The organism is Pseudarthrobacter sp. MOO14 (genome assembly GCF_058267675.1).
The window spans coordinates 1,774,750-1,800,783 of sequence record NZ_CM177849.1; the positions used below are offsets into that span (position 1 = coordinate 1,774,750).

Below are 26,034 nucleotides of genomic sequence, written 5' to 3' on the forward strand. Positions count from 1 at the left end.
GTGGTCCCGAAGCCCTAGCGAGGGCCCTGCTGAAACGGGTCTTGGCAGACCCCCCTTTAGCGCGGCAGTGCAGCCGACGGAATGTCCCTGCGTCGTATGCCTCGTGGTTCCGGCGGCCGGGGCTTGTAGACCCAGGCCACCAGCACCACGGAGATGAGCATCAGCAGGAACCAGGCCACGAGTTTCTCCAGGCCCACCGGATGCCAGCCTGCGGCCTGGCTAGGGTAGAGCCAGGCCCCGGACCAGGTGGCAATGTTCTCGGCGATCCAGATGAACAGTGCCACCAGCAGGAAGGAAACCACCAGCGGCATGCGGAACTCCTTGCGGAAGACACGGAAGTGCATCACGCAGCGGCCATAGACAACCACGACGGCGGCCAGCAGCACCCAGCGCAGATCCCAGATGTAGTGGTGGGTGAAGAAGTTGGCGTAGATGGCGCCGGCGAGGATGGCAGTGATCCAGCGCCTCGGGTAGGCAGCGAACCTGAGGTCGAAGAGCCGGTAGACACGCACCATGTACGAGCCCACGGCGGCATACATGAAGCCGCTGAAGAGCGGTACAGCCCCGATCCGGAGGACGCCCTCGGCCTCGTAGGACCAGGAGCCGACGTCCGTCTTGAACAGTTCCATCACGGTCCCCACCAGGTGGAACAGGACGATGACGCGCAGCTCCCTCAGGGTTTCCAGTTTGAACGCGACCATGAGGACCTGGATGACGACGGCGGCGAGCGTCAGGAAGTCGTTCCGCGCCAGCACCGCATCGTCCGGGTACCACAGCCGGGCGGCCATGAGCACGGCCAGGAGCGCGGCTCCGAAGATGCAGGCCCAGCCCTGCTTGAGGCCGAAAACGGCGAACTCGGTGAGCCGTGCCTTGGCGCCGCGGGCCGGGGCCGTGGCCAGGAAGCGGCGGGCGTAGTCGTCGATCCTCTGCTCGACGGGGGTGGAACTACGCACGGCTCCCCTGGCGCTGCTGCAGCCGGCCGTTCCCGTGCAGGTCCTTGTCGAGCTCGCCCAGGCAGTAGTCCTTGAACCAGTGCCGGGTTCCCCGTGGAAGTTTGGGGTAGGCCACCGCCAGGACGCGCATGGTCAGGTTGAAGCGCCGCTCGTGACGGTCGCTCCAGGCGAGGCCGAAGTCCTTCCGCAGCTGGCCCGGCAGCAGCCCGGCGGTCAGGAAGCGGGCCGAGGGCATCATGGCCCGGTACCAGAAGGCGGTGTTTTCCGGGTACAGCAGGCCACGGCCAACCTGGGCGCCTTCGGCTTCCACCCGCAGGGCGGCGAGCTGCTCCTGCCAGTAGCGGCCGAACGCTGCCCGGTCCGCGGGCCACATGGCCGGCGGGACCTGCAGCGCCGTACCGAGCCGTGCATAGTCCCGATACATGGCGTCCGCGGCGGCTTCATCGAGCGGGCCGTAGATCTTCTCGATGACGGTGAGTGCTGTGTCGTAGAGCGTGGCCGCCACCCAGAGCTGCAGCGCGGGATCGAAGGCGCTGTACCCGGCGGACGATTCGTCGGGAATGCGCCGCACGGGGGCATGGGCCCGGTTCACCCTGCGGCGCACCTCATGCACCTGCTCATCGGTTCCGTACACGACGGCGTAAACATAGGTGAGCGTGCCCTTGAGCCGGTTGACGGGACGCTCGGTGAAGGTGCTGTGTGCCGCCACCCCGCGGCCGATGGCGGGATTGGCAAGCTGCAGCAGGATGGCCCGTCCCGCCCCGGCGAGCAGGATGCCTTCCGCCCGGTAATCGGCCACTTCCTGCACCATGTGAAAAGGGTACCGGAGGGGCAGGACGGCAGGGCGGGGCGTTGGTCCCCCCATTGGCCGGGCGCCCCCCCTGCCAACAGCGTCCGGCTAGTGCTGCACCGGCCGCAGCGAGGTGATCATCTTCCTGATGTCCGAATACTCGGACGTGCCCCGGTACTTCCGGGCGAGGTCCAGGTACGGGAGCGACGGGTCCCCTGGCGTCGCGTTGTTGTTGGGGTCGTAGGACGCCCCGAACATGGCAGCGTTTGGGGGCCACCTGAAGAACTGGAAGATGGGGCACGCGTCCGGTCCGCTGGCCGCGGGGCCCGAGGTGATGCCGTAACCGGCAGCCGGGGTGCTGTACAGGCCGGGGGTCGGGGCATTCGCACGGGATTCGAACACGAACTGCGGCACCTCTCCGCCCTGGACAAGCGCCGGGACGTCCACCGTGTCCAGGATTTCGTAGGGGTACCTTTCGGTGCAGGTGGATCCGGTGGCCATGTTGGTCCTCAGCGTGGCCATTATCTTTCCGGCCTGGTTCCGGACCTCGGCGAATGCCCCGCCACCCTCGGCCAGTTCACCCGCAGGGTCCTTGACGCGCCAGCCGGCGGGAAGGTCGAACGCCATGCTGCCATCCGCCGTCGTAAACGTGGTCCAGGCCGCCGCGGCGGAACTGACCCCGGGAGCGCCGGGCGCTGTTTCTGCGGGCGGTGAGGACGGAACGTCCGACGGCGTCGGCGGGGCGGGCGCTCCGGTCGCCGCTGCGGAGGCAGCAGCGGAGGACCGCGATGGCTGTGGACTTGCCGGCTGCGGAGAGCAGCCCGCCAGCAGCACCATCACGAGGGCGGCTGCCGCGAGGGACGGTTCAAACCTGCGCACCACACCTCCCCGGGCCCGACGATGACCCTTCAAGTGTGGCGCCGAATTCCCTGGCGGAGGAGGGCCAATGGACCTGCCCTTCCCCCGCCAGGAACCAGCGTTACCGCTCCAGCAGCGACACGTCCCGGACGGCGCCCTTGTCCGCCGAGAGGGCCATGGCGGCGTAGGCGCGCAGGGCAGCGGAAACCTGGCGGTCCCGGTCCTTGGGCTTGTAGCCGCCGTTGACCTCCAGCTTCTCGCGGCGCTCGGCCAGGACCTCGTCAGAGACCTCCAGCTGCATGGAGCGCTGCGTGATGTCGATGCTGATGATGTCGCCGTCCTCCACCAGGGCGATGGCGCCGCCGGAGGCAGCCTCCGGCGAAATGTGGCCGATCGACAGGCCGGACGTGCCGCCGGAGAAACGGCCGTCGGTGATGAGGGCGCACTTCTTGCCCAGGCCGCGGCCCTTGAGGAACGACGTCGGGTAGAGCATTTCCTGCATGCCGGGACCGCCGCGGGGGCCTTCGTAGCGGATGACCACCACGTCGCCTTCCTTGACGGTCTTGTTCAGGATCTTCTCCACGGCTTCATCCTGGGATTCGCACACCACGGCCGGGCCGGAGAAGACCCAGATGGACTCGTCCACGCCGGCGGTCTTCACCACGGCGCCGTCGACGGCCACGTTGCCGCGGAGCACGGCCAGGCCGCCGTCCTTGGAGTACGCGTGCTCCACGGAGCGGATGCAGCCTTCCGCCGCGTCCGTGTCCAGGGAAGTCCACTCGTTCGACTGCGAGAACGCGGTGGAGGAGCGGACGCCGCCGGGGGCCGCGTGCCAGAGTGCCTTCGCTTCTTCGGTGGCCTTTCCGCCGCGGATGTCCCAGTCATCCAGCCAGCCGTCCAGGTCATTGGAGTGGACGGAGTGGACGTCCTTGTGCAGGAGTCCGCCGCGGTTCAGCTCGCCCAGCAGGGCCGGGATGCCGCCGGCACGGTGCACGTCCTCCATGTAGTAGGTCTTGTCCTTGGCAACGTTGGGTGCCACCTTGGCCAGGCAGGGCACTTGGCGGGATTTGGCGTCCATCTCGGCCAGGCCGTAGTCCACGCCCGCCTCCTGGGCGGCGGCCAGCAGGTGCAGGATGGTGTTGGTGGAGCCGCCCATGGAGATGTCCAGGGCCATGGCGTTGTCGAAGGCCTTGGCAGTGGCGATGGAGCGCGGCAGCACGGACTCGTCGTCGCCGTCGTAGTAGCGCTTGACCAGCTCGACGACGGTGGCGCCGGCCTTCTCGTACAGCGCCTTGCGGGCGGTATGGGTGGCCAGTACGGAGCCGTTGCCCGGCAGGGACAGGCCGATGGCCTCGGTGAGGCAGTTCATCGAGTTGGCGGTGAACATGCCCGAGCAGGAACCGCAGGTGGGGCAGGCATTCTCTTCGATGAGGTTGATGTCGGCATCCGAGATGGACTCGTCCACGGCGTCGGCAATCGCGTTCACCAGGTCCAGTGAACGGACGGAGCCGTCGGTGAGGGTCACGCGGCCGGCTTCCATCGGGCCGCCCGAGACGAAGACCACGGGGATGTTCAGGCGCAGGGCCGCCATGAGCATGCCCGGGGTGATCTTGTCGCAGTTGGAGATGCAGACCAGGGCGTCGGCGCAGTGCGCGTTGACCATGTACTCCACGGAATCGGCGATCAGGTCGCGGGACGGCAGCGAGTACAGCATGCCGCTGTGGCCCATGGCGATGCCGTCATCCACGGCAATGGTGTTGAACTCGCGCGGCACGGCACCGGCGGCGAGGATCGCATCGGAGACGATCCTGCCCACGGGGGCAAGGTGGGTGTGGCCGGGGACGAATTCGGTGAAGGAGTTGGCCACTGCGATGATCGGTTTGCCGATGTCCGCGTTGGCGACGCCGGAGGCGCGCAGCAGTGCGCGGGCTCCGGCCATGTTGCGGCCGTGGGTGACAGTTTTAGAGCGAAGTGCAGGCATGCTTACCATCCTGCGGGCATGGCCCGCCATGCGGAAGACGCTCTTACTACTAGTAGCAGGAGTACCAGAGTAATAGTATTTTCTGGTGACTGAACCAGGGCGCCGCAAAGAACTCGGCCTCTTCCTCCGCGCCCGCCGGGACCAGGCGCTCCGGGCGGATTACGGCCTGCCGCCGATCGGCCGGGCGCGCGACCGGGGACTGCGCCGCGAAGAGGTGGCGTTCCTTTCCGGCGTCAGCGTCACCTGGTACACCTGGCTGGAGCAGGGCAGGGACATCAGCCCGTCCCGGCAGGTGCTGGAGGCGGTCAGCCGGGCCCTGCATCTCTCGGCAACCGGCGTGGGCTACGTCCTGTCCTTGGGCGGTTACGCAGCAGCGGCCCCTGCCGGCCCCGCAGCCGATTCCGCCCCGCCCCATATCCAGCGCCTGCTCGATGCACTGGACCCCAATCCGAGCTTCGCGCTGTTTCCGGACTGGGGCGTGGCCGGCTGGAATACGGCCTATGCCGCCCTGTTTCCGAACATCGCCACGGTGGCCCCGGCGGACCGCAACCTCCTCTGGCTGGTGTTCACCGATCCCTACGTCCGCAACCTCCTGCCGGACTGGGAAACCACCAGCAAGCGGTTCCTTGCCGAATTCCGCGCCGAAGCCGGGCAGCGGCTCGGTGATCCGGACATCCAGTACCAAGTGGAACGGCTGAAGGAAGCCAGCCCGGAATTCCGGCAGGGCTGGGACCTGTACGACATCCTGGGCTTCGAATCCCGCGAGCGCCTTTTCCACCACCCGGCCGTGGGTGTGCTCCAGTTGGAACATCACCAGGTGTCCCCGTCCGACCGGCCGGACCTCCACATCGTGGTGTACACCCCCGCACCGGGCAGCCACGCGGCCGCGCAGATGAAGTCCCTGCTGGCTCGAAACGGTTAGGAAGCCCCGGCGCCCAAGTACGCGAGGGCCGCGGCAGCCTGCGCCTGCGTAGCCACGCGCAGGGTGGGATCCACGGCGGGCAGGAAGAACGGTGAGTGGTTGGCTGGAATATCGGTGTCCACGGTGCCCGCTGCCACCGCCTGCCGGTAGGTTTCCCGAGGCACCGACCCGACAACCCAGTACACGTACGGGGCCCCGAAAGCGTCGGGGATGCGGCTGAAATCCTCCGACGCCGTCTGCGGCGCGGTGCGGTAGACGGCGTCGGCACCGAACGTCGTGGTGAAGGCCGCCGTGACCCTGGCGTTGGCCTCCGGATCGTTGCTGGTCAGCGGGTATTGGTCGTAGTACTCGAACTCAGGTTCCCGCGGCGAGCCGGCAGCCGCGCACTCGCCGCGGACGATCCGCTCGATGGCGGCGAGCATCTGGCTCCGGACCGCATGTTGTAGGTACGGAGGTTGAGCAGCAGTTCCGCCCGGTCCGGGATGATGTTGGCCGTGGCACCGGCGTTCACCGAGCCGATGGTCAGCACCGCGAACTCCCCCGGGCGCGTTTCACGGGACACCACGGTCTGCAGGCGGAGGACGATCGAGGCAGCCAGCACCACCGGATCGACCGACTTGTGCGGCATGGATCCGTGGGCGCCCCGGCCGTGCACGATGATCCGCACCGAATCTCCGGCCGAGAGGATGGGACCCGGCGTGGTACGGATGGTTCCCGCCTCGGTGGGCATGACGTGCTGGGCAAGCGCAACGTCCGGCCGCGGGATTCCGGCGGCCAGGCCGTCGTCGAGCATTGCCCGGGACCCCGCCGCTGTCTCCTCCGCCGGCTGGAACAGGACAACGTAGGTGCCACGCCATCCGTCCCGGTGGCCGGCAAGGTACCGTGCCGCGCCCAGCAGGGCCACCACATGCAGGTCGTGGCCGCAGGCGTGCATGACGCCCGGGACGGTGGAGGCGAAGGGCGCCCCGGTGGCCTCAGCAACCGGCAGGGCATCCATGTCCGCCAGCGACAGCACGCATGGACCGGCGCCGTTGGCGAGGACGCCCACGACGCCGGTCCCCCCGAAGCGCCGGACGTCGAAGCCCGAGCGGACCAGGTTGTCCGCTGCGGCGGCGGACGTTACGTGTTCGGCGAGGCCCAGCTCCGGATGCCGGTGGAACTGCTCGTACAGCGGAATCTGCCAGGCAAGTTCCTGCCCGATGCTGTCCTGAAGGCTGGCCATGAGGTCCATTCCGGCACTCCTCCCGGCCGGCGGCGCCGGCCCTTTTTCGGCCACTCTAGGCCAGGACCCCCTGCCGCACCACGGCCGGCTGGAATTGCGCACCCGCGCCCGGGAAGACCGGTACGTCAATCCGCGCGTGCGTGTGGACCTCCGTGACCGAGGCCTTGGTGTGCCGGGCAATCTGTTCCATCGTGGCAACCCACATGCCGTCCATCGCCTTCACCCGCTCGATCAGCTGTTCAAGGGCCACGGCCTTGGACGGCCGGCCGGAAATGAACGGATGGTTGGTCAGGACGAAGCAGCTGCCCTGGGAGTGGTGGGCCTGCGCCTCGAGGGTCCACATTTCCAGGACCTTCGCCGGGCTTTCGATGACGCCGCTGCCGGTCACACCGGGGTAGAAGGCGTACTGCTCCCAGTCATCAAGGGTCCAGTCCACGGGGATCTCCACGATGTCCCTGGGATCATCGGCGGCGACGGCGAAGCGGTAGGGGGCATCGCCGTCGAGCAGGCTGGAATCGTAGAGGAAGCCGCGGTCCGCGAGGAGGCCCGGGGAGTGCCAATTCAGTTCCCACCACGGTGCCCGGTACCCCACCGGCCGGACCCCGGCCACCTTCGCCAGGGCTTCGAGGCCGCGGTCAAGGTAGCCGGCCTCGGTGGCGGCGTCGATGCCCTGCATCGGTTCGTGCAGGTAGCCGTGGTGGCCCACCTCATGCCCGCCGTCGACGATCCGCCGGACCACGTCCCGGTAGGACTCGGCGGTGAAGCCCGGGATGAAGAAGGTGGCTTTGATGTCCTGGCGCTCGAGGATTTTCAGGAGCCGCGGTACGGCGACTTTGGGACCGTACGACTGGTGGGTCATCAGCGACATGCGCCGGGTGGAGCTGGGGTCGTGGGCGATCGTGCAGGACTCCGCGTCCACGTCGAAGGTGAAGGAGGCTGCGGCTTTGGCGCCGTCGGGCCAGGTGACCGGATGCAGGGCGTCCGCGATGGCGGGCTGGTTCACGGGAAATCCTTTCGGCGGGCGCAGGGCGCCCGCCAGGTGTTGGTGGATGGGAAGCTGTGCGGCCTAGCGGGCGGGCAGGACAGGGGCGGCGTCCGTTTCCTTGCCGCCTGCTCCGGGGGCGGGGTTCACGGCGGTGACCGTCCGGGGCTTCGCTGCGAGGTACCGGATGTGCTGCCGCGGCCCGAGGATGGCGTACACCCCGGCGCTGGTCAGTCCGCCGGCCAGCCAGGACAGGTCCCAGCCGCCCAGTGCCACCGCGATGGGGCCCTGCATGATGGGGATCAGGCCGTACATGAAGAGCCAGGTTGCGAAGATCCCGGCCACGAGGGAGATGACACCGGCCCAGTTGACGCCGGGCAGCCGCTTGGTTCCCACGGCGTCGAACAGGCGCTCCGGCTCGCCCGGCCAGCGCTTGTCCAGCCAGAAGTAGTGCACCAGCATGATGCCGCCCCAGGCGGCCACCCAGGCCACCAGGCCGATCAGCCAGGCGTCGAGCACCGCGGCGAAGTCCTCCTGGAAGATGAAGAAGACGACGGCGGCGAGCGAGAAGACGCCGACGAACAGGTTGAGCTTGCGGCGGCTGATGGAGATATCCAGTGCCTGGGTCGCGACCGAGAACGTGTAGATGTTGAGGATATTGGTGGCGATGGGGCCGTGGAGCACCATGAGCAGCACCGGCAGAGCCATGGCGCCGAAGTTGAGGACGATCAGCTTGCCGGGATCGATCTCCCCGGAGTTGGTGGCCAGGCTGGCGCCCAAGACACCCAGCCAGACCACAGGTATGAACTGGCCCAGAACCGAGGCCAGGTAGACCTTCTTCTTGGGGACGCTGGTGCTGACGAACCGGGAGTAGTCCGCGGCGTAGGTGAACCAGGTGATACCCCAGCCAATGCCGATGGCAGTCATGACGGCGCTCATGGCGGCGATCCGTTCCGAGCCTTCCAGGATGGCGCCGGCCGGTCCGGCGTAGCCCCAGTCGATGTCCATGCCGAACCAGGCGACGGCCGACATGACAGCCAGGATGAGGATGGTGGGCGGTACGGTCCATTTTTCGAAGGCCGCGATGGCTTTGTAGCCGAACCAGGCGATAGCGACCTGCAGGGCCATGATGAAGGTGGCGACGCCGATCTTCCAGGCGTAGTTGGGGGCTTCAGGGTCAACCCAGCCGAGGGTTCCGAAGAGTGCCATGACCAGGTCGAGGATGATCCAGGTGTTCACCGCGCACCAGCCGATGACCAGCAGGGCCTGGATGGCGGCCGGCAGGTAATTGCCGCGGCGGCCGAAAGCGGCCCGGGCCAGGACCATGCCGGTGGCTCCGGTCTTTTGGCCCAGGAGGACGAAGCAGCCAAAGAGGAGCATGCCGATCAGGTTGCCCAGGACCAGGACGGTGACGGTGTCCGCCAGCCCGAGTCCCAGCTGGATGCCGAGTGCCCCCAGCACCCAGTTGATGGGAGCCAGGTTGGCGCCCGCCCAGATCCAGAACTGGCCGGATACCTTGCGTGTGCGCGCTGATTCGGGGATGGGCTGCAGCCAGGCTTCGTGGTCCACGACGTTGTGGTCCTGGCCGGCAGGGGCCGCGTGCCCGTGCGTTGCTGGTGAAAGCTTTTCTTGCATGGGGGCCTCCGTGAGGTGGATAAGTACTCAAAGGCTATGTGGCCCCCATCACAAGGAACAAGATACAATCTGTCGAACAGATTCCCCTACTACGTTACGGAATGTCGTGTCAGTGTTTCTTGGCGAAATACTCGCCCACCCCGCCCTTGCCGCCGCCGATCCCGTACTCCATCCCCTGGGCGTGGTGGCCGATGCGCAGCCGGTGCGCTGGGTCCATTCCAGCGAAGTCCTGGACATCGCTCCCCTGCTCCGTGGCGGCGAGCTGCTGCTCTGCGGCGGGATCACCCTGGCCACGGCCACCCCCGCCAAACGCGAGGACTATGTCCGCGAACTGGCCCAGCGGGGTATCGCGGCGCTCGCCATCGAGACGGGGGGCGCCCTCCCGGAAATCCCTGCGGACATGCTGCGGACGGCCGAGGCATACGGCCTTCCGGTGGTCGAGCTGCGGAAGGTGGTGCCCTTTGTGGGCGTCATGCAGGCCATCAATTCCATGCTGGTCAGCGAGTCGGTGGGGCACCTGCAGCAGGCCGACGCCGCAACCCGTGCCATGGCGGCGGAGCTGGCCCACGGGGCCTCGCTGGACAAGATCCTGGCCGTACTGGCGGGCATCACGGGTTCCGCCGTGCACCTCACCTCCCCGTGGGGAGTGACCATGGGCAGCGCCGTCCCCGAGGGGTGGAGCAGCGGGGTGGACGCGGACGCCGGGGAGGGGCCGGCGGACGACGACGGCTCCGGCCCGGGTGCTCACGGCAGCCCTGCCGGCGGGGCCGGGCGGCCCGGCAAAACGGTGGTCAGCGTTGACATTCCCGTGCGCGGCGTCCTGATGGGCCGGCTTGAGGTACGGGTGCCGGAGGCCGCGGACGTGGCCCTGGCGCAGGTGGCCGGGGAACGCGCCGTGGACATCCTCGGGCTGGCGCTGCTGCAGCACACTCCGCCCGGACTGCATGCCCTGGCCGGCGCCGAACTGATGCGGGCCGTGCTCAACTCCGCCCCGGAGTGGCGGCTCGAGCAGCTGGCTCCCGCGGCCGGCTTTCCCGCGGATTCCCCGGCAGTGGTGGCCGCCATCCATGCGGCGTCACCGCAGGAGGTGCGCGGCGCCGTCGAAACCTTCCTGAGTTCGCGACAGATTCCCTGTGCCGCGTACCTGGACGACGCCGAACTGGTGGTGATGATCGGCCTGCCCTGCACCGATACCGCCGGTGAGCGGCGGCAGCTGCTGGAATCGTTGCAGGGCTTGGCGGGGGACCCCGACGCGGTGATTGCCGTGGGGCCCCTGGCCGGCGGTGTGGCTGAGGCTTCCTGGTCGCTGGCCGAGGCGCGGCGGGCCTTGGAGGTGCGCCAGATCCGGCGGCGGAACGCCTCGGCACGCCGACAGTATCCGGCCCGCGGCCTGGTGGTGGTGGACGCGGAGGATTCCGCCGTCGAAAGCCTGTCCCTGACCTGCCTGGATGCCTCAGCGCGGGAGGCGTTCGTGAACCGGCAGCTGCGGGCGGTCCTGGAGCATGACGCGCAGCGGCAGTCCCAGTTGCTGGAGACTTTGCGGGTATGGCTGGACTCGGGCTGCAACACCGCGCAATCGGCGCGCGAACTGCACTTGGAACGGCAGTCCATGCACCACCGGCTTCAGCGGATCTTTGAGCTGTGCGGTGGCGATCCCCGCGGGACGGGGCGGCTGGCGGCATTGCATCTCGCTGCCCGGATGGCGGGGCTCCCCTGAGAGGCCCGTCCCGGTAAATTGGCCTCCCCATCCCCAAGCGCGGAGGCCGGCCGCTTTGAGTCTTGGCCTGCTCAGCGACGAACGTCGTACCGGGCCAGGACCGCGCCACCGGGAAAGGCCCTGGTCTCCACAAGCTTCAGCTGCACCCAATGGTCCAGGGAGGTAAAGAAGGGCGTCCCGCCGCCCACCAGGACCGGATGGGTGACCATCACGTACTCGTCGATCAGTCCGGCCCGCATGGCCGCCGCGGCAAGCGTGGCACCGACGATATCAATCGGACCGCCCTCCCCTGCCTTGAGCCGCGCGATCTCCGGAACTGCATCGCCGGTGACAAGGCGGGTATTCCAGTTGACCGGGCGGGGCTTGGAGGAGAACACCACCTTCGGCATGTCCCGCCAGCGTTGCGCGAACTCAATCTCCGCCGGCGTGGCACCAGGCTCCTGGTCCGCGGTGGGCCAGTGGGAGCTCATCGCCTCCCACAGCCTGCGTCCGTACAGGGCCAGGCCCGTCGCCGACACGCGGTCGGACCACCATTGGAACAGTTCATCGTCCGGCATGCTCCAGCCGAGGTCGTCCCCGCGAGCTGCGGTATAGCCGTCCAGGCTGACGTTCATGGCGAAGGTTAGTTTGCCCATGGCGCCAGTTTCCCGCGGGCCCGTGCTGGTTGTACAGACCGGCACGGCTCCGACGAGCGACCGAACAGGCCGTGAAGAAGCCCGGGGCCGCGCTCCTTTGCGTCCATATAATGAGACATTCGGCATACGACGGCGGCCATCTTCCGGATGCAATGTTTGTGGACATGGACGCCTGGTTGTCCGGCGATCCTGGACCCATCACAGAGGTCCGGGCCGCACTCGCGGAGGTCGGGCCGCCGAGCGGAGCTGGGCTGATAAGGGGCAATGCCCGACCGGACCCGCATCCACCTCCCGTCACGCCTCCGGCTTCGGACGTATGCTTGCCGTGCATTGCTCTTGGGGGCCGGCGCCACGCGTCCGGCGGCCCAGCCGGATTCGAGGGGACGCACTATGGCCAAGCGGGATACATCGTCGGTAGGTGCACCCTGCTGGGTGGACACGTGGCAACCGGACCCCCGGGCAGCCAGAGAGTTCTACGGCCAACTTTTCGGCTGGAGCTTCGACGAGGCAATTCCCACGTCCGGCATTGACGGTGACTACTACCGGGCGCGCCTCAACGGACGCCTGGTGGCCGGTGTGGGACAGGCCCCGCCACAGTCGCCTGCGGGCTGGCTGACGCACATCCGGGTGGACGACGTCGCCGAGGCATCGGCACGCGCTGAACAGGTTGGGGGCCGGCGGCTGATGCTCCTGGACGCCCAAGCCCCCACGGCACTGGTTGCCGATTCCTCCGGCGTGCTGTTCTGCCTGCGGCAGGCAGGCGAAAATGACGGCGTTGAGCTTGCCGACCAGCCGAACTGCTGGGCGATGAGTTCCCTGCACACCCCGGATCTTGGAAAAGCCGGGGATTTCTACAGGTCAATGTTCACGTGGGAGCTGAAGTCACCGCCGGACTCCGCCTTCTCACTATGGCTTCTGCAAGACCGAATGGTGGCAGTGGCCACCTCAACGGAGGGCGTGGACGTTCCGCCGAACTGGAGTGTGAACTTCGCGGTGGCCAGTGCAGACTCCACTGCCGACCGGGCCGTTGCGTTAGGGGGCGGCATCCTCATGGCACCCTCGAACACCCCGGGATTCCGGAGCGCGGTGATCAGCGACCCGTGGGGTGGCGTCGTCGCAGTCAGCGCGGTCACAGCGTGAACCAGGTATTCGTCCTGGCCACCTGAACACCCGGCCACCTGAACATGCCGGATCAGCTTGCCGGACGGCCGCCCAGACGGGTGGTCACCTTGGCGGCGGCGGCAACGCAGGCTTCAGCCAGACGCTCGAACTGCTCCTTCGATACCCGGAAGCGCGGGGCCGGAATCAGGACGGCCGCTACCACGTCGCCACGATGGTCGCGGACCGGGGCCGCCACGCCCACTTCATCCATGGACGATTCACCGTAGTTGCCCGCCCAGCCCCGCCGCGCCACGTCCTGGAGCCGGGCCTCGTAAGCCATCAGGCCGGCGTCGTCCATTCCGGGAAAGGTGATGGCTCCGCTCCGCAGCAATTCACGCACCCGCTCGGCCGGCAGCGTGGACAGGAACACCTGGACGGAAGCGCTCATGGCGTCCCGGTACCGGGCGCCCAGCGGCGTGGTGTGCTTGATCTGGTGGTGGCTGGCGATCTGCTCCACGCAAATGGCTTCGTCCCCGTTCCAGAGCATGAGCGCACTGGTTTCGCCGGTCTGCTCCGCCAGTTGCCGCAGCACGGGGTACGCAACGCGCCGTTCCTCCATCTCGGCCAGCAGCGGCCCGGCGACGGCGATCAGCCCCAGGCCGAGCCGGAACCGCTTGGTTTCCGGGTCCCGTTCCACCAGGTTCTCCTGCTCGAAGGTGGCCAGGATCCGGGAGACGCTGCTTTTGTGCATGCCCACCCGGTTGGCGATTTCCGTAACCCCCAGCAAGGGTTCGTCCGCGGTAAAGGTGCGCAGGACGGCGATGGCATTGACGACGACGGAAGCGCCTTTGGCGTCCGTCCCGCCGTTGGTACTGGTGCCTGTGCCGTTGCTGTCGGAAGTCGTTGCAGGAGTCATGGTGGACACCATCTTTCCTCATGGACGGCAGAAGCGGCGCCACGTGCATGGCGCCGCTTCGCTGCGGTGATGGTTAGGCCTGGACGATGTTGTGTTCCGGGCCGAAGGGGAACTTGGTGATGTTCTCCACCGTGTTGTCCTCGCCGATGACCAGGATGTCGTGCTCGCGGTAGCCGCCCGCGCCCGGCTGGCCGTCCGCCACCGTGATCATGGGTTCCATGGAGACCACCATTCCGGGTTCCAGGACGGTGTCGATGTCCTCGCGCAGTTCCAGGCCGGCCTCCCGGCCGTAGTAGTGGCTGAGGACGCCGAAGGAGTGGCCGTAGCCGAAGGTGCGGTTGGCCAGCAGGCCGTGGCTGATGTAGATCTCGTTGAGTTCGGCGGCGATGTCCTTGCAGACGGCGCCGGGCTTGATGAGTTCCAGGCCGCGGCGGTGCACCTCCACGTTGATGTTCCACAGCTCCAGGGACCGCTCGTCCGGCTGGCCCAGGAAGAGCGTGCGCTCCAGGGCCGTGTAGTAGCCGGAGGTCATGGGGAAGCAGTTCAGGGAGAGGATGTCGCCCTGCTGCAGCTTGCGGGTGGTGGCCCAGTTGTGGGCGCCGTCGGTGTTGATGCCGGACTGGAACCACACCCAGGTGTCGCGGACTTCGCGGTCGGGGAAGGTCCGGGCGATCTCGTGCACCATAGCTTCGGTGCCGATCAGGGCCACCTCGTACTCGGTGATGCCTTCGCGGATGGCGTTGCGGATGGCCTCGCCGCCGAGGTCGCCGATGCGGGCACCGTGCTTGATGACCTCGATTTCCTCGGCGGACTTGATCATGCGCTGGCGCATGGCGTCCTGGGAGACATCCAGGAGCGTGGCGCCGGGGAACGCTGCGGCGATCTTTTCGCGGGTCAGGCCCGGGAGGAAGTCGTCCTCGACGCCCAGCCGGGTGGCCTTGACGCCGCGCTGGCGCAGTGCCTCCTGGAGGCCGAAGTAGAAGTTGTCGCGTCGCCAGTCGGTGTAGACGATGTTCTCGCCGTAGGAGGTGCGCCATGGCATGCCGGCATCGATGTTTGCGGTGACGGTGACCGAGTCGTCCGCGGTGACAACCAAGGCGTAGTTGCGGCCGAACGTGGTGTAGAGGAAGTCGGAGTAGTACTTGATGCCGTGGTAGCTGGTGAGGATGACCGCGTCCAGCCCCTTGGCGGCCATGATCTGCCGCAGGCCGCCGAGGCGGCGCTCGAACTCTGCGTCAGAGAACGTGAGCTTGCCCTTGGTGCCGTTGTGCAGGACCTTGAGGCGCTCGAGTTCGGCGATGGATGAGGCGTTGTCGGTGGTGATGGTCACGGGTGTGCCTTTCGATATTGCGGGCAGGTATTTGGCCGCACATGGGTGGGTAGGAAGGAAGAAAGTTCCGGGTCCCCTGCAGGATCAGAGGTGCTTGAGCGGCTTGCGCGAGGTTTCGGCGGCGAACAGGACTGCGGCGAGGGACACGGCGGACGCGGCCACGAGGTACCAGCCGGGGGCCAGCTTGCTCTGGGTCAGGCCGATCAGCAGGGTGGCCATGAACGGCGCGGTCCCTCCGAAGATCGCGTTGGACAGGTTAAAGCTGACGGCGAAGCCGCTGTACCGGACCTTGGTGGGAAACAGTTCGGCCAGAAAGCTGGGCAGGGTGCCGTCGTTGAGGGTGAGCATGCCGCCCAGCAGGATCTGGACCAGGACGATCACCAGGAAGTTGCCGGTATCCAGCAGCATGAACGCCGGGACGGTGAGGAGCATGAACAGCACAGAGGCGGTGATCAGCATCCGCTTGCGGCCGAACCGGTCCGAGGCCATGCCGGTGAGGAAGATGAAGCCGATGTAGCTGGCCAGGGCGATGGTGGTGGCCAGGAACGATTCGGTGGGGCCGAAGCCCAGTTCCTCAGACAGGTAGGTGGGCATGTAACTGAGGATGACGTAGAAGCCGACGGCGTTGAGCAGCACCGCTCCGCAGGCGATGAGCAGCTGCTTCCGGTAGGTCCGGAACATGTCCAGCGCCGGCGCCTTGGGGGCGGACTCTTCCTGCTCTGCCAGGGCGCGGAAGGCGGGAGTGTCCTCGAGCTTGGTGCGGATGTAGCGCCCGATCAGCCCCATGGGGGCGGCCAGGAGGAACGGCAACCGCCAGCCCCAGTCGTGCAGCTGCCCGGTGCTGAGTACCGAGCTGAGGAGGGCCGCGATCAGCGAGCCCAGGAGCAGGCCCGCGGCCGTGCTGGCGGGCACGACCGCAGCGTACAGGCCGCGGCGGTTGGCCGGCGCGTATTCCACCAGGAACGCCGACGCCCCGGCGTATTCGCCCGCTGCCGAGAAGCCCTGGACGACCCTCACCAGCAGGAGCAGGACCGGGGCCAGCATGCCGATGGTTCCGTAGCCGGGAATGAGGGCGATGCAGAAGGTGGAGACGGACATGATGACGATCGAGAGGGACAGTGCCTTGCGCCTGCCCAGCTTGTCGCCGATGTGGCCCCAGAAGAAGCCGCCCAGGGGCCGGACGAAGAAGGAAATCGCGAACACCGCGAACGTGGCCAGCAGCGCAGTCTGGCGGTCGGCCTCGGGGAAGAAGACGGACGAAATGACGGCCGCGAGGTAGCCGTAGACGGCGTAGTCGAACCATTCGACGAAGTTGCCGATGAAACTGGCCGTGACCACCCGGCGTCGAACGTCCTTGCTTGCCACGGGGCTGCCGGCACCCTGGCCTGCCACGGCGGGGCCGTTGGCGTCAGCGGCAACGGCTCCTGCTCCGTAGGAGTTGGAATTGGTACTCATGGAACCACCATCAGAACGTATGAGTTGCATTGCTTGCAACGTGGTTGTTTCAACATAGGTGGTGACGAGCGACACAGTCAAGAGGTTTCTGTATCTGCTTCATGATTAAAACCAGCGCAGAACGTCCGGCGGGCAATCACGCCTTCGCTTCATCCGTTCTGACTGGCGTTGCATATAGAGCAACATAGTTGTAACAAGCGCGAAATGTGGGCATTAACGCAGTAATGGCCGCCAAGCGAAGGCTTGGCGGCCATTGAAAGGGTTGGGTCCCTAGCGTGCCGGGACGGGCTCGGCAGCAACGACGGGATGGTCCCGATGCAGGTTTCCCAGTGCGGAGGCGCCCTGTGGCGAGCCCAGTTCACGGAAGAACTCCACGTTGGCGCGGACGTAGTCTGCCCATTCGTCCGGCACGTCCTCCGCATAGTAGATGGCCTCCACCGGGCAGACCGGATCGCACGCACCGCAGTCCACGCATTCGAACGGATGGATATAGAGTGACCGGTCGCCCTCGTAGATGCAGTCCACGGGGCACTCCTGGATGCACGCTTTGTCCTTCACATCCACGCACGGCTGGGCGATCACGTATGTCATGGGACTACACGCCCGTGTAGACGGTTTTGCCCCAGGTAAAGAACTCCAGGGCGGACCTGCCCTGCTCGCGGAACGTGTTGGTGGAAGAATCCTTGACCCCGCCGAACGGCACGTTCAGGTCCAGCCCGGCGGTGGGTCGGTTGACCTTGATGACCCCTGCCTGGGCCCTGGCGGCGAAGTCGGTGGCCAAGGCCAGGGAGTCCGTGCAGATGCCGGCGGTGAGGCCGTAGCGGGAATCGTTGATCCCTGCGAGGCCGGCCTCATAATCGGGGACCTCAAGGACTGCAACCACCGGGCCGAAGATCTCCTCCGTCACCGCAGGATCGTCGAAGTCAAGGCCAGTGAGCACGGCGGCAGGGAAGAACAGCGCCTCGGAGGAATCGCCGTCGTACTTTCCGTGCAGGAGCGTGGCGCCACGCTCAACGGCGCCGCGCACCGCCGCCTGGTCCTGCTCGAACTGCTGGGCGCTCACCACGGCCCCCATGGCGGATTCCAGGCCGTCTCCTGGGGTGTACTTTGCCGCCTCCGCCACCAAGGCGTCGAGGAATGCCGCACGGATACCGGGGGTGACGTACACCCTCGACGTGGCGGTGCAAGCCTGGCCGGTAAGGCCGAACGCGCCGGCAGCAACCACCTGTGCAGCCTTGGCTGGGTCCGCGTCGTCCAGGACCAGGACGCCGTTCTTGCCGCCCATCTCCAGCTGGACGCGGGCACGCCGGCCGTTCAGGATCTCCTGCAGTCCCAGGCCCACGCTGGTTGACCCGGTGAAGGACATCCCGGCGATGCGCGGGTCGCGGGCCAGCGCATCGCCCACCACCCGGCCTTTACCGTGCACCAGGTTGAACACGCCCGCCGGCAATCCTGCGTCCTGCAGGGCACGGGCCAGGTGGGTGGCAGACAGCGGGGTGAGTTCGGCGGGCTTGATCACCACGGCATTGCCGCTGATCAGGGCTGGCGCCGTCTTCCAGGCCGGAATGGCGATGGGAAAGTTCCAGGGGGTGATCAGGCCAACCACGCCCAGCGGTTCGCGCCGGGTGGTGATGGTGGTGTCCGGCAGTCCGCTGGGCAGCACCTCTCCGGTGGCGGCCCAGCCCAGCGAGCCAAAGAAACGCAGCACGTCCGAGGCACGCTTCACCTCGCCTTTGGCCTCGGCCAGGGTCTTGCCCTCCTCCCGGACCAGGTCCTCGGCGATCGCGGACTGCCGTTCGATCAGCAGGTTGCCTGCAGTGATCAGGATGGCCCCGCGGGAAGGTGCCGGCAGGGCGGCCCAGGCAGGCTGCGCTGCCGCGGCGGCGGTGATGGCGGCGTCAACGTCCTCCGCGGTGCCGCTGGGCGAGAGTGCTGCCAGTTCGTCCGGGCGTGCGGGGTTGGTGCGGCGGGTTTCCGCGATTCCCAGCCATTGCCCGTTGATGAGGTGCTGGGCGGTTTTGCTGCGATCCAGTGCGGTGGTGTTGGGGTCCAGGGCGGTGGAGGTCATGGCATTCCTTTGGAAGTTGGGGCTAGAGGCTGCGGATGAGGCCGCCGTCGCACCGCAGCGCCACACCGGTGATGTACGACGCCGGGGCGCTGCAGAGGAAGGCGGCGGCCGCACCGAATTCGGCGGGCTCGCCGTAACGGCGGGCGGGGATGGTTTTGCGGGATTCCAGCCGGATGTCCTCCAGCGTGGTGCCGCGGCGCTTTGCCGCTGCCTGGTCCAGTTCGGTGACGCGGTCCGTGGCGATCCTGCCGGGCAGGAGCAGGTTCACGGTGACCCCGTCCAGGGCTACCTCGGCGGCGAGCGTTTTGAGGTAGCCGGCAAGGGCTGCGCGGCCGGTATTGGAGACGGCCAGGTTGGGCAGCGGTGCTGCGACACCGCTGGAGCCAATGGCAAGGATCCGCCCCCACCGCCGTTCCCGCATGGCCGGGAGGGTGCGGGAGACCAGGGCATGGTGCGGCTTGACCAGGAGGTCGAACGCCGCGGCGATGTCCTCGCTGCCCAGTGTTGCGGCGGCTCCGGGCCGGGGGCCGGGGCCGTTCAGGACCAGGATGTCGATCGGCCCCAGGCCGGCCTCGGCCTGCGTCACCGCGGCGTCAACACCCTCGGCACCGGTGAGGTCAGCCTCGACGGCGATGGCCGCAAAGCCCGGCAGGCCGCCGAACGCCTCCTGCAGCTCGTCCACGATCTCCTTGGCACGGACGCCGCGGCGGCCCACGATGGCCACCTTGGCGCCTTCCGCGGCGAGGGCGCGGGCCACGGCGAGTCCCAGTCCCCCCGTGGAGGCGGCCACCAGCGCCGTCTTGCCGGCAATTCCCAGCTCCATCAGTTCCTCCCCGCCGGGGCGAGCGCCCGGTTCAAGTCCAGGGCCATGGCGGCTTCGCGGAGATGGACCTCCATGGCATGCCGCAGGTTCTCGGGAAAGCCGGCCGCCGGGGCACGGACGCCCGGGTCCTTGATCCAGCCCCGCTCGCGCAGGCATTCCTTGCGGATGGCCAGGGCCACCTTGGCCTGCTGCTCGAAGTTGATCAGCGGCAGGTAGGGCACCAGTTGCCCGGCGGCCGCCGCATACCCCTGCTCCCGCCAGGCGCGGACGCAGGCAATCAAGGCCTCGGGGTAGGAGAACCCGGTCATGGCACCGGCGGCGCCTGCCAGGAGCTCGTCCAGCAGCCCCTGGCCGCCGAGTCCGCCGAATACCGAAACCCCGGTACCGGCGTGGAGCTCGGCGATGGCCACACTGGTGGGCGGCGCCTCAGCCTTGATGGCGATGACGCAGGGGCTTGCCGCGACCACATCAACCAGGGCGGCGGTGGAGATGGCGACGCCGCTGGCCAGCGGATAATCCTGCAGCACCACCTTGGCTCCGGTGGCGCGGTGGATGGCGTCCAGGTGGGCGCTGACCACCTCGGGCTTCGCCGAGTTGGCCTGCACCATCACAGCGGCCAGCCGCTGCCCGGCAACCTCCTGGGCGGCGCGGATTTCCTCGATGGCCGGCCTGGTGGCCAACGCTGTTACGCCCACCACCAGGGGCAGTTCCGTGCATTCGACGGCGATTTCGAGGACCTGGCGGCGTTCCTCCGGGGTCAGCGCGGCGGCCTCCCCGAAGACGCCCAGGACGGTCAGGCCCGTGGCGCCGATGGTTTCGTAGCGCTCCACGAGGTCCGAGAGGCTGTCCAGGTCCAGATCCAGCGTGCTGCCCTGGAACGGTGTGGCAACGACGCCCCACACGCCCGGCGTCAATGACTCCCGCATCGGGTTCTCCCTTGGTTTGTTGTTCATCTGGCGGCTTTCCCTATCTGCCGGGCCACGCCGGTTTCCGCTTTTCCTGGAAGGCGCGGACGCCTTCGGCGGAGTCTTCGCTGTCCAGGGCTGCCATCAGGGCCGGCAGCCGCAGGCCGCGGGCTTCCTTGGCGGTGAGGTGCCCGGTCTGCGTGACCATCTGCTTCACGGCCCGGACCGAGGTGGGAGCGCAGGCCAGGACCTGGTCCACCCAGCGCTGCACGGCGGCGTCGAGCTCGTCCGCCGGGACCACCTCGTTGACCAGGCCCATGGCCTGCATTTCTGCCGCGTCAGCCTTCCGGCCGGTGAGCAGCAGGCCCATCGCCTGGGTGTAGGGAACGCGGCGCACCAGCTGGTGGATGCCGCCGTCGAGCGCCAACCGCCCGACTCGCGGCTCCGTCAAGCCGAACTTTGCGCTGTCCGCTGCCACCACGATGTCCGCGCCCAGGACAATTTCCATGCCGCCGCCCAGTGCGTAGCCGTTCACCTTGGCAATCACGGGGATATCCAGCGTGGTCCGCAGGCTCAGGCCGCCGAAACCGTTGGGGTCCAGGCCGGCCCAGTATTCCAGGCCCGTCTTGTCCACGGCGGACGCGGACATGTCCGCACCCACGCAGAACGCCCGGGGGCCGGCGCCGGTGATGACCACTGCGCGGACGTCCGGATCGGCCTCAAGCTGCTCCCAGATGGCGTTGAGCCTGGCCTGGGCCGTGCCGTCCACGGCGTTGAGGACGTGCTGCCGGTCGATCACCACGGTGGCCACCTGGTCCTCGATGGCCAGGGTGACCTGGTCAACCGGGGCGGAGGCCTCCGCCGGTGCCTGCGGCTCCGCTGCAACCGCCGTCACCGGAGCACCCCGAGTTCCTGCAGCCGCTTGATGGTGGCTTCGTCGAAGCCGTTCTCCAGCAGCACTTCCACATTGTGTTCGCCCAGGCGGGGCGCCGCCCGGCGGACGCTCGGCGGGGTGGCGGAGAGCCGGATGGGAGCGTTCAGCATCTTCACCGTCCCCACCCCAGGGTGTTCGGCCTCCACGATCATCCCGTTGGCCTCGGTCTGGGCGTCGGCGAGCGCCTGTTCCAGGGTGTGGACGGGAGCGTTGAGCAGCCCCTGTTCCTCCAGCTTGCCGGTCCAGTACTCGGTGGTGTTGGCGGCGAAGTGTTCGCGGAAGATCGCCTGCAGCGCGGGCTTGTTCTTGAACTGCTGTTCCAGCGTTGCGAATCCAGGGCGTTCGGTGAGGTCCTCGTCCAGGCCCAGGGCATCGGAGATCCGTGCCAGCGGGTCCGGGGTGAAGCCGCCCACCATGCACACGGCGCCGTCGGTGGTTTCAAAGACGCCGCTCAGGGGCATGGCGCCCCAGTTGACCTCGTAACCGCGGTTGAGCTGCATGCACGCCTCCTGCATCTGCAGGTGCAGCATGGAGTCGTACATGGTCACCTCCACTTTTTGCCCGGTTCCGGTGGTTTCCCGGGTCCGCAGCGCCAGCAGGATGCCCTGCATCAAGTGCATGCCGGTGATGTAGTCGCACAGGGTGGTGGGGTAGATGGCCGGTTTCTGGTCCTCCGATTCCCGCCGCCACATCACGCCGGAGTACGCCTGCGCGATCGCGTCCTGGCCGCCCTTGTGCGAATACGGTCCTACGGGGCCGAACCCGGTTCCGGAGGCCCAGATGATGCCGGGGTTGTCCGCCTTGAGCTCCTCGTAGCCGAAGCCCATCCGTTCCATGACCCCGGAGCGGAAGTTGCTGACCACCACGTCCGCGTCCGCCATGATGGCGTGCAGGACATTGCGGCCCTCCTCGGTGCGGGTGTCGATGGAGACGCTCCGCTTGTTCCGGTTGATGGACAGGAAGATCGGGTTGTCCTGGCCGTCCTTGTCCGGGAACGAGTTGCGGGAGATGTCACCGGCGCCGGGGCGTTCCACCTTGATGATGTCGGCGCCGTAGTCGCCCAGCAACTGGGTGCAGGAGGGGCCCATGAACACCTGGGTGAAGTCCACGATCTTGATGCCGTCCAGCGGAAGCGGGGTGGCCGGCCGCGCGCCCCCGGTGAGGGGCGAGGCAGCGGCGGGTGCCGTCGTCGGGCGTTCTGCCGTTGCCATGCTCATGCCGGCACCGCCGCGTCGGCATCGATGGTGGCGTTCGACGACGGGACGTCGCCGGGGTCCGCGCCGTGCCGGCGCATGCCCTGCTGGATGTCCGCTGCCGCGACGTCGCGGACCAGCACGCCGGACTGGACGGCGAGCGCTGCTGCGACGCCGACGGCCTGGCCCATGGCCATGCACGGCGGAATTTCGCGCGACATCTTCTGCGCCTCGGGGGTGGCGGAGTAGTGGCGGCCGGCCACCAGCAGCTGGTCCACTTCCTTGGGCAGCAGCGAGCGGTACGGGTAGTAGTAGTCCCGGCCGCGGGCCACGCTGTCCTGGAAATGCCGGCGGGAGGTGACGTCCTCCTTGGTCATGACGTATTCGCCTTGCAGCAGGCGGGTCTGGCGGACGCCCATCTGGGAGGCGACGTCCAGCATGTAGCACTTTTCGAATCCGGGGAGGTTGGCACGGACGTAGTCCACGGCTTCGGAGATCTTGTCGCGGGCGGCGAATTCGGCGGCGGTCATGTCCGCCGGGTCCACGCCGTCGTAGCCGGTCATGTGCGGGGCGTTGCACCAGACCACGCCTTCGATGGGGGTCTTGAGCCACCACAGTTCCCAGGCGCCGCCGAGGAGGCGCTTGATCTTGCGGTTGATGGCGCGGGCTTCCTTGGGGTTGGCCTGTTCGAAGGCCTCCGCGGCCGCGGTGTCCACGTTGCCCAGCCGGAACACCAGGGTGGTGAGGTAGTTGTCCTTGGCGTAGGCGGCGCCGGCGCGGGAGGCGACGTCGATGTCTCCGGTGGTGTCGATGACCACGTCCGCCGTGAAGGCCTGCGGGCCAAGCTTGGTTTCGCAGACCACGCCCTTGATCACGCCGTTGTCCACGATGGGGCGGGAGAACCAGGAGTGAAGCCGCAGGTCCACACCGGCTTCGCGGACCAGGTCGTTGGAGACGCGCTTCCAGCCGTCAGGGTCGAATGCGGCGGCATAGCAGATGGGCTTGGGGGTGGTGTGGGAGTGGAAGTCGAAGGTGCCGTAGCGGCCCCACTTGTTCCAGAGTTCCTCTGAGGTGCGGCGGTCTTCGGCCGGCGGGACGATGGCCAGGCCCAGTTTCTGGAGCCGCTCCACGTACTCGGAGACGATCCCGGTGACCGTGATGTCCTGGCCGTTGATCATGTCGTCCAGCACCAGCACCATGCCGCCGGAGGCGAGGCCGCCCAGTGAGGAGTAGCGCTCCAGGAGGGTGACCTTGGCCCCGGAGCGGGCCGCGGTGACGGCGGCGGCGACGCCGGCGGGACCACCGCCTACCACCAGGACGTCGGAGCGGGAGATCACCGGGGCGGTGAGGTCCGCGGTAGTGGTGGACAGTTCCAGGGACCCGGTTTTGGGCGCGGCAAAGGTAGGTGGGTTGTTCATGGAGGAAATCCTTACTTTCCGACGAAGATGCCGTTGGAGCGGCGGGCGGCGAGGTAGAAAACGATGCTGAGGACGGAGAGGGCGGCCACGTAGACCGGGAACACCCAGGTGAGGTTCAGGGACTGCAACCACACCAGGAGGTAGGAGGCGGTGCCGCCGAAGACGGCCACACCGATGCCATAGCCCAGGGCCACGCCGGTGCCGCGGATGTTCTTGGGCATCAGGGACGAGCTGACCACGTTGTAGAGGGTCATGTTGAGGACCAGCACGATCGAGCCGCCGAGCAGCACGGCCGCGAAACCGCCGATGCCGGGCTGTACGTACAGGAGCATCAGGAAGACGGAGGGAATGGCCAGGACCCGCGTCACCAGGAACCACCGGGACATGGACCGGCCGTCGGCGAGCTTGCCGATGATCCAGCTGCCCACCACCAGGATGGCGCCCAGGATGGTGGTGAGGGCGAAGACCGCGGTGGGATCTTCCTTGAAACCGCTGCGTGCTGCGCTGGGCAGGCCCACGTTCCAGGCGTAGTTGTAGGCCTGGGCAGCGCCGACCACGAACACGATGGCCAGGACGGAGAGCCAGTGCTTGCCGACTCCGGACCAGACGGACTTTGCCGTGGTGGCGGCCATTTCCTCGGCCTTCAGGGTTTCAGGCAGGGAACGGCGGAGGTAGAGCACCACGAAGCCGAACACGGCGCCGATGATGAACGGGACACGCCAACCCCACTCCCCCATGGCCGCGCCGCCGATCACCAGGCTGCAGACGAAGCTGACCAGGGACGCGAGCAGGATGCCGATGTTGACGTAGAAGGACATGATGCCGGCCACGTAGCCTTCGCGGCCTTCCGGGGCGAGTTCCACCGCGTGGGAGGTGGAGAGCGGCGCCTCGATGCCTGTGGAGATGCCCTGCAGGATGCGGCAGGCAACCAGGATGATGCCGGACCAGGCGCCGATGGTGGCGTAGCTGGGCGTGATGGCGATGACCAGGGTGGTGCCGGCCATCAGCATGATGGACAGCAGCATCACGCGGCGGCGGCCGATGCGGTCTGCCAGCGTGCCGAGCAGGATGCCGCCCAGCGGCCGGAAGGCGAATCCGACGGCGAACACGGCCAGTGCGTTCAGGGTGGCCGAGAGCGGCTCGTCATTGGGAAAGAAGTTGGGGCCGATGAAGGCGGACAGGAGGCCGAAGACCATCCAGTCGTACCATTCCAGGGCGTTGCCCAGGCCAAGGCCCAGGAGTCCCTTGCGGACTTCGGGCGTGAACTTTTCGCGGTTGCGGGGGGATGAGATGGTGGAACGGGGTGACGGGACTGCGTTGTCCGTAGCTTGGATGTCGAGCATGGAAGTGTCCTTACGCTGGCGCCGGGAACGGCGCAGGAGGGTATGACGCAGCGGCGCCTGTTGGAGGAGGCGCATGCTGCGAAGGTGGCAAGGATTGTCCGGGGCCACGTGGGGGGGTCCGGGCAGTTAAGGGTGGACGTCGGCGCCGGCGGGGACCGGTATGCCTACCACTTGTGTGGTGCGTTCACCCAGATGGCTACGCATACCTCTTCGTAGCTGTTCTTGTACCAGTGCGGGGTCTCTGCCGGGTAGGTGATGGAGTCGCCCTCTTCCAGGCTGTAGCAGACGCCGTCCAAGTAGACGTCCTTGCGGCCCGAAATGATGTAGCAGAACTCTTCCCCGCTGTGGGTAAAAGGTGTCGCGCTGGTGTCGTGCCCTGGGGGCGTACTGATCCATTGCGCTTCGATGGTGCCGTCGCGGTCCGGGGTGAGCAGTTCATGGACTGCTTCGCCCACGGATTCGCGGGTGACGTTTTTCAGGTTGCGCCGTGCCGACCTGCGCACGACGGGGGATTTTGATTGTTCCTGGCCAATGAAGAACCTTCCCACGGGAATGTCGAGTCCATGGGCCAGCTGGGCAAGGGTCGTGAAGGACGGGTTGGCCATGCCGCGTTCGATCTGGCTGACGATCGCCTGGCTGAGTCCGGTGATGTCCGAGAGCTTGGCGAGGGTCATGCCCTTCTCCTTGCGCATGGCCCGCACCTTGTTTCCAACCGTGGCCAGCAGTTCGCTGGTGGCTGGAGGTGCGGTGGTGCTACTCTCGGTGGTCATCGATTGTCTTTCACTCGGTGAGCTAACTCACACAACTATAGTGAAGATTTCTGCCCAGTCAACGCTTTTTCTTAATTATGTTG

25 protein-coding genes are annotated in these 26,034 nt (G+C 67.4%); 4 read left to right on the top strand and 21 right to left on the bottom strand.

The window, feature by feature from the left end:
• Positions 1-56: 56 nt before the first annotated feature.
• From AC4EEV_RS08410 to AC4EEV_RS08420, 3 genes are all read right to left on the bottom strand, one after another.
• Complete coding sequence (locus AC4EEV_RS08410) at positions 57-953, bottom strand: DUF817 domain-containing protein (RefSeq protein ID WP_133831757.1); 897 nt, start codon at positions 951-953, stop codon at positions 57-59.
• Entirely contained in the window at positions 946-1,764 is an 819-nt protein-coding gene (locus AC4EEV_RS08415) for an oxygenase MpaB family protein (protein ID WP_491330640.1), read from the bottom strand. The genes AC4EEV_RS08410 and AC4EEV_RS08415 overlap by 8 nt, the downstream gene beginning before the upstream one ends.
• A gap of 87 nt (positions 1,765-1,851) precedes the next feature.
• Positions 1,852-2,370: a hypothetical protein gene (locus tag AC4EEV_RS08420; protein ID WP_240617781.1), complete on the bottom strand. Its 519-nt coding sequence runs from the start codon at positions 2,368-2,370 to the stop codon at positions 1,852-1,854.
• On the opposite strand from AC4EEV_RS08420, the gene AC4EEV_RS08425 reads away from it, so the two are divergent.
• Complete coding sequence (locus tag AC4EEV_RS08425; RefSeq protein WP_491330641.1) at positions 2,369-2,647, top strand: hypothetical protein; 279 nt, start codon at positions 2,369-2,371, stop codon at positions 2,645-2,647. The genes AC4EEV_RS08420 and AC4EEV_RS08425 overlap by 2 nt on opposite strands.
• A gap of 75 nt (positions 2,648-2,722) precedes the next feature.
• Here AC4EEV_RS08425 and ilvD read toward each other — a convergent pair whose 3' ends face one another.
• A complete protein-coding gene (gene ilvD, locus AC4EEV_RS08430; protein WP_133831760.1) occupies positions 2,723-4,582 on the bottom strand; it encodes a dihydroxy-acid dehydratase in 1,860 nt (619 codons plus the stop codon).
• 85 nt (positions 4,583-4,667) lie between these two features.
• Here ilvD and AC4EEV_RS08435 point away from each other — a divergent pair, with 85 nt between their 5' ends.
• On the top strand, positions 4,668-5,504 hold the full coding sequence (locus AC4EEV_RS08435; protein WP_285319754.1) for a helix-turn-helix transcriptional regulator: 837 nt from the start codon (positions 4,668-4,670) through the stop codon (positions 5,502-5,504).
• Here the strand turns inward: AC4EEV_RS08435 and AC4EEV_RS08440 are convergent.
• The 4 genes from AC4EEV_RS08440 to AC4EEV_RS08455 all read right to left on the bottom strand — a co-directional run bounded on the left by AC4EEV_RS08440 (position 5,501) and on the right by AC4EEV_RS08455 (position 9,343).
• The gene (locus tag AC4EEV_RS08440; protein WP_491330642.1) at positions 5,501-5,926 is read right to left on the bottom strand and encodes a hypothetical protein; all 426 of its coding nucleotides are present in this window, start codon (positions 5,924-5,926) and stop codon (positions 5,501-5,503) included. The genes AC4EEV_RS08435 and AC4EEV_RS08440 overlap by 4 nt on opposite strands.
• On the bottom strand, positions 5,830-6,735 hold the full coding sequence (locus tag AC4EEV_RS08445) for an amidohydrolase (RefSeq protein ID WP_491330643.1): 906 nt from the start codon (positions 6,733-6,735) through the stop codon (positions 5,830-5,832). Before AC4EEV_RS08445 ends, AC4EEV_RS08440 begins: the two co-directional genes overlap by 97 nt.
• A 46-nt stretch (positions 6,736-6,781) precedes the next feature.
• On the bottom strand, positions 6,782-7,729 hold the full coding sequence (locus tag AC4EEV_RS08450; RefSeq protein WP_491330644.1) for a polysaccharide deacetylase family protein: 948 nt from the start codon (positions 7,727-7,729) through the stop codon (positions 6,782-6,784).
• 63 nt (positions 7,730-7,792) lie between these two features.
• Positions 7,793-9,343 (bottom strand): purine-cytosine permease family protein, encoded by a 1,551-nt coding sequence (locus AC4EEV_RS08455; RefSeq protein WP_109045694.1) that lies wholly within the window; start codon positions 9,341-9,343, stop codon positions 7,793-7,795.
• A 106-nt stretch (positions 9,344-9,449) separates the two neighbouring features.
• On the opposite strand from AC4EEV_RS08455, the gene AC4EEV_RS08460 reads away from it, so the two are divergent.
• Positions 9,450-11,060 carry a PucR family transcriptional regulator gene (locus tag AC4EEV_RS08460; RefSeq protein ID WP_491330645.1) on the top strand — a complete coding sequence of 537 codons (1,611 nt, stop codon included), beginning with the start codon at positions 9,450-9,452 and terminating at the stop codon, positions 11,058-11,060.
• A 71-nt stretch (positions 11,061-11,131) separates the two neighbouring features.
• Here the strand turns inward: AC4EEV_RS08460 and AC4EEV_RS08465 are convergent, their stop codons facing one another.
• Positions 11,132-11,695, bottom strand: coding sequence for a dihydrofolate reductase family protein (locus tag AC4EEV_RS08465; protein WP_018760976.1), 564 nt, complete (start codon positions 11,693-11,695; stop codon positions 11,132-11,134).
• 432 nt (positions 11,696-12,127) lie between these two features.
• Here AC4EEV_RS08465 and AC4EEV_RS08470 point away from each other — a divergent pair, with 432 nt between their 5' ends.
• Positions 12,128-12,835 carry a VOC family protein gene (locus AC4EEV_RS08470; protein ID WP_491330646.1) on the top strand — a complete coding sequence of 236 codons (708 nt, stop codon included), beginning with the start codon at positions 12,128-12,130 and terminating at the stop codon, positions 12,833-12,835.
• 52 nt (positions 12,836-12,887) lie between these two features.
• Here the strand turns inward: AC4EEV_RS08470 and AC4EEV_RS08475 are convergent, their stop codons facing one another.
• From AC4EEV_RS08475 to AC4EEV_RS08530, 12 genes are all read right to left on the bottom strand, one after another.
• On the bottom strand, positions 12,888-13,724 hold the full coding sequence (locus AC4EEV_RS08475; RefSeq protein ID WP_018760974.1) for an IclR family transcriptional regulator: 837 nt from the start codon (positions 13,722-13,724) through the stop codon (positions 12,888-12,890).
• Positions 13,725-13,785: 61 nt separating this feature from the next.
• Complete coding sequence (locus tag AC4EEV_RS08480) at positions 13,786-15,042, bottom strand: aminopeptidase P family protein (RefSeq protein ID WP_491330647.1); 1,257 nt, start codon at positions 15,040-15,042, stop codon at positions 13,786-13,788.
• An 84-nt stretch (positions 15,043-15,126) separates the two neighbouring features.
• On the bottom strand, positions 15,127-16,497 hold the full coding sequence (locus tag AC4EEV_RS08485; RefSeq protein WP_491330648.1) for an MFS transporter: 1,371 nt from the start codon (positions 16,495-16,497) through the stop codon (positions 15,127-15,129).
• Between the two features lie 270 nt (positions 16,498-16,767).
• On the bottom strand, positions 16,768-17,088 hold the full coding sequence (fdxA, locus tag AC4EEV_RS08490) for a ferredoxin (RefSeq protein WP_026264379.1): 321 nt from the start codon (positions 17,086-17,088) through the stop codon (positions 16,768-16,770).
• Positions 17,089-17,092: 4 nt separating this feature from the next.
• On the bottom strand, positions 17,093-18,565 hold the full coding sequence (locus AC4EEV_RS08495; protein WP_491330649.1) for an aldehyde dehydrogenase family protein: 1,473 nt from the start codon (positions 18,563-18,565) through the stop codon (positions 17,093-17,095).
• A gap of 22 nt (positions 18,566-18,587) precedes the next feature.
• Positions 18,588-19,388, bottom strand: coding sequence for an SDR family oxidoreductase (locus tag AC4EEV_RS08500; RefSeq protein ID WP_018760969.1), 801 nt, complete (start codon positions 19,386-19,388; stop codon positions 18,588-18,590).
• Positions 19,388-20,341, bottom strand: coding sequence for a dihydrodipicolinate synthase family protein (locus AC4EEV_RS08505; RefSeq protein WP_240617778.1), 954 nt, complete (start codon positions 20,339-20,341; stop codon positions 19,388-19,390). Before AC4EEV_RS08505 ends, AC4EEV_RS08500 begins: the two co-directional genes overlap by 1 nt.
• A gap of 13 nt (positions 20,342-20,354) precedes the next feature.
• A complete protein-coding gene (locus AC4EEV_RS08510; RefSeq protein ID WP_018760967.1) occupies positions 20,355-21,188 on the bottom strand; it encodes an enoyl-CoA hydratase-related protein in 834 nt (277 codons plus the stop codon).
• On the bottom strand, positions 21,185-22,444 hold the full coding sequence (locus AC4EEV_RS08515; RefSeq protein WP_133831770.1) for a CaiB/BaiF CoA transferase family protein: 1,260 nt from the start codon (positions 22,442-22,444) through the stop codon (positions 21,185-21,187). The genes AC4EEV_RS08510 and AC4EEV_RS08515 overlap by 4 nt, the downstream gene beginning before the upstream one ends.
• Positions 22,441-23,838 carry an FAD-dependent oxidoreductase gene (locus AC4EEV_RS08520; protein WP_109045685.1) on the bottom strand — a complete coding sequence of 466 codons (1,398 nt, stop codon included), beginning with the start codon at positions 23,836-23,838 and terminating at the stop codon, positions 22,441-22,443. Before AC4EEV_RS08520 ends, AC4EEV_RS08515 begins: the two co-directional genes overlap by 4 nt.
• 11 nt (positions 23,839-23,849) lie before the next feature.
• Complete coding sequence (locus tag AC4EEV_RS08525) at positions 23,850-25,181, bottom strand: MFS transporter (RefSeq protein WP_109045684.1); 1,332 nt, start codon at positions 25,179-25,181, stop codon at positions 23,850-23,852.
• A 164-nt stretch (positions 25,182-25,345) separates the two neighbouring features.
• Positions 25,346-25,951: a helix-turn-helix domain-containing protein gene (locus AC4EEV_RS08530; RefSeq protein WP_018760963.1), complete on the bottom strand. Its 606-nt coding sequence runs from the start codon at positions 25,949-25,951 to the stop codon at positions 25,346-25,348.
• Positions 25,952-26,034: the final 83 nt, after the last annotated feature.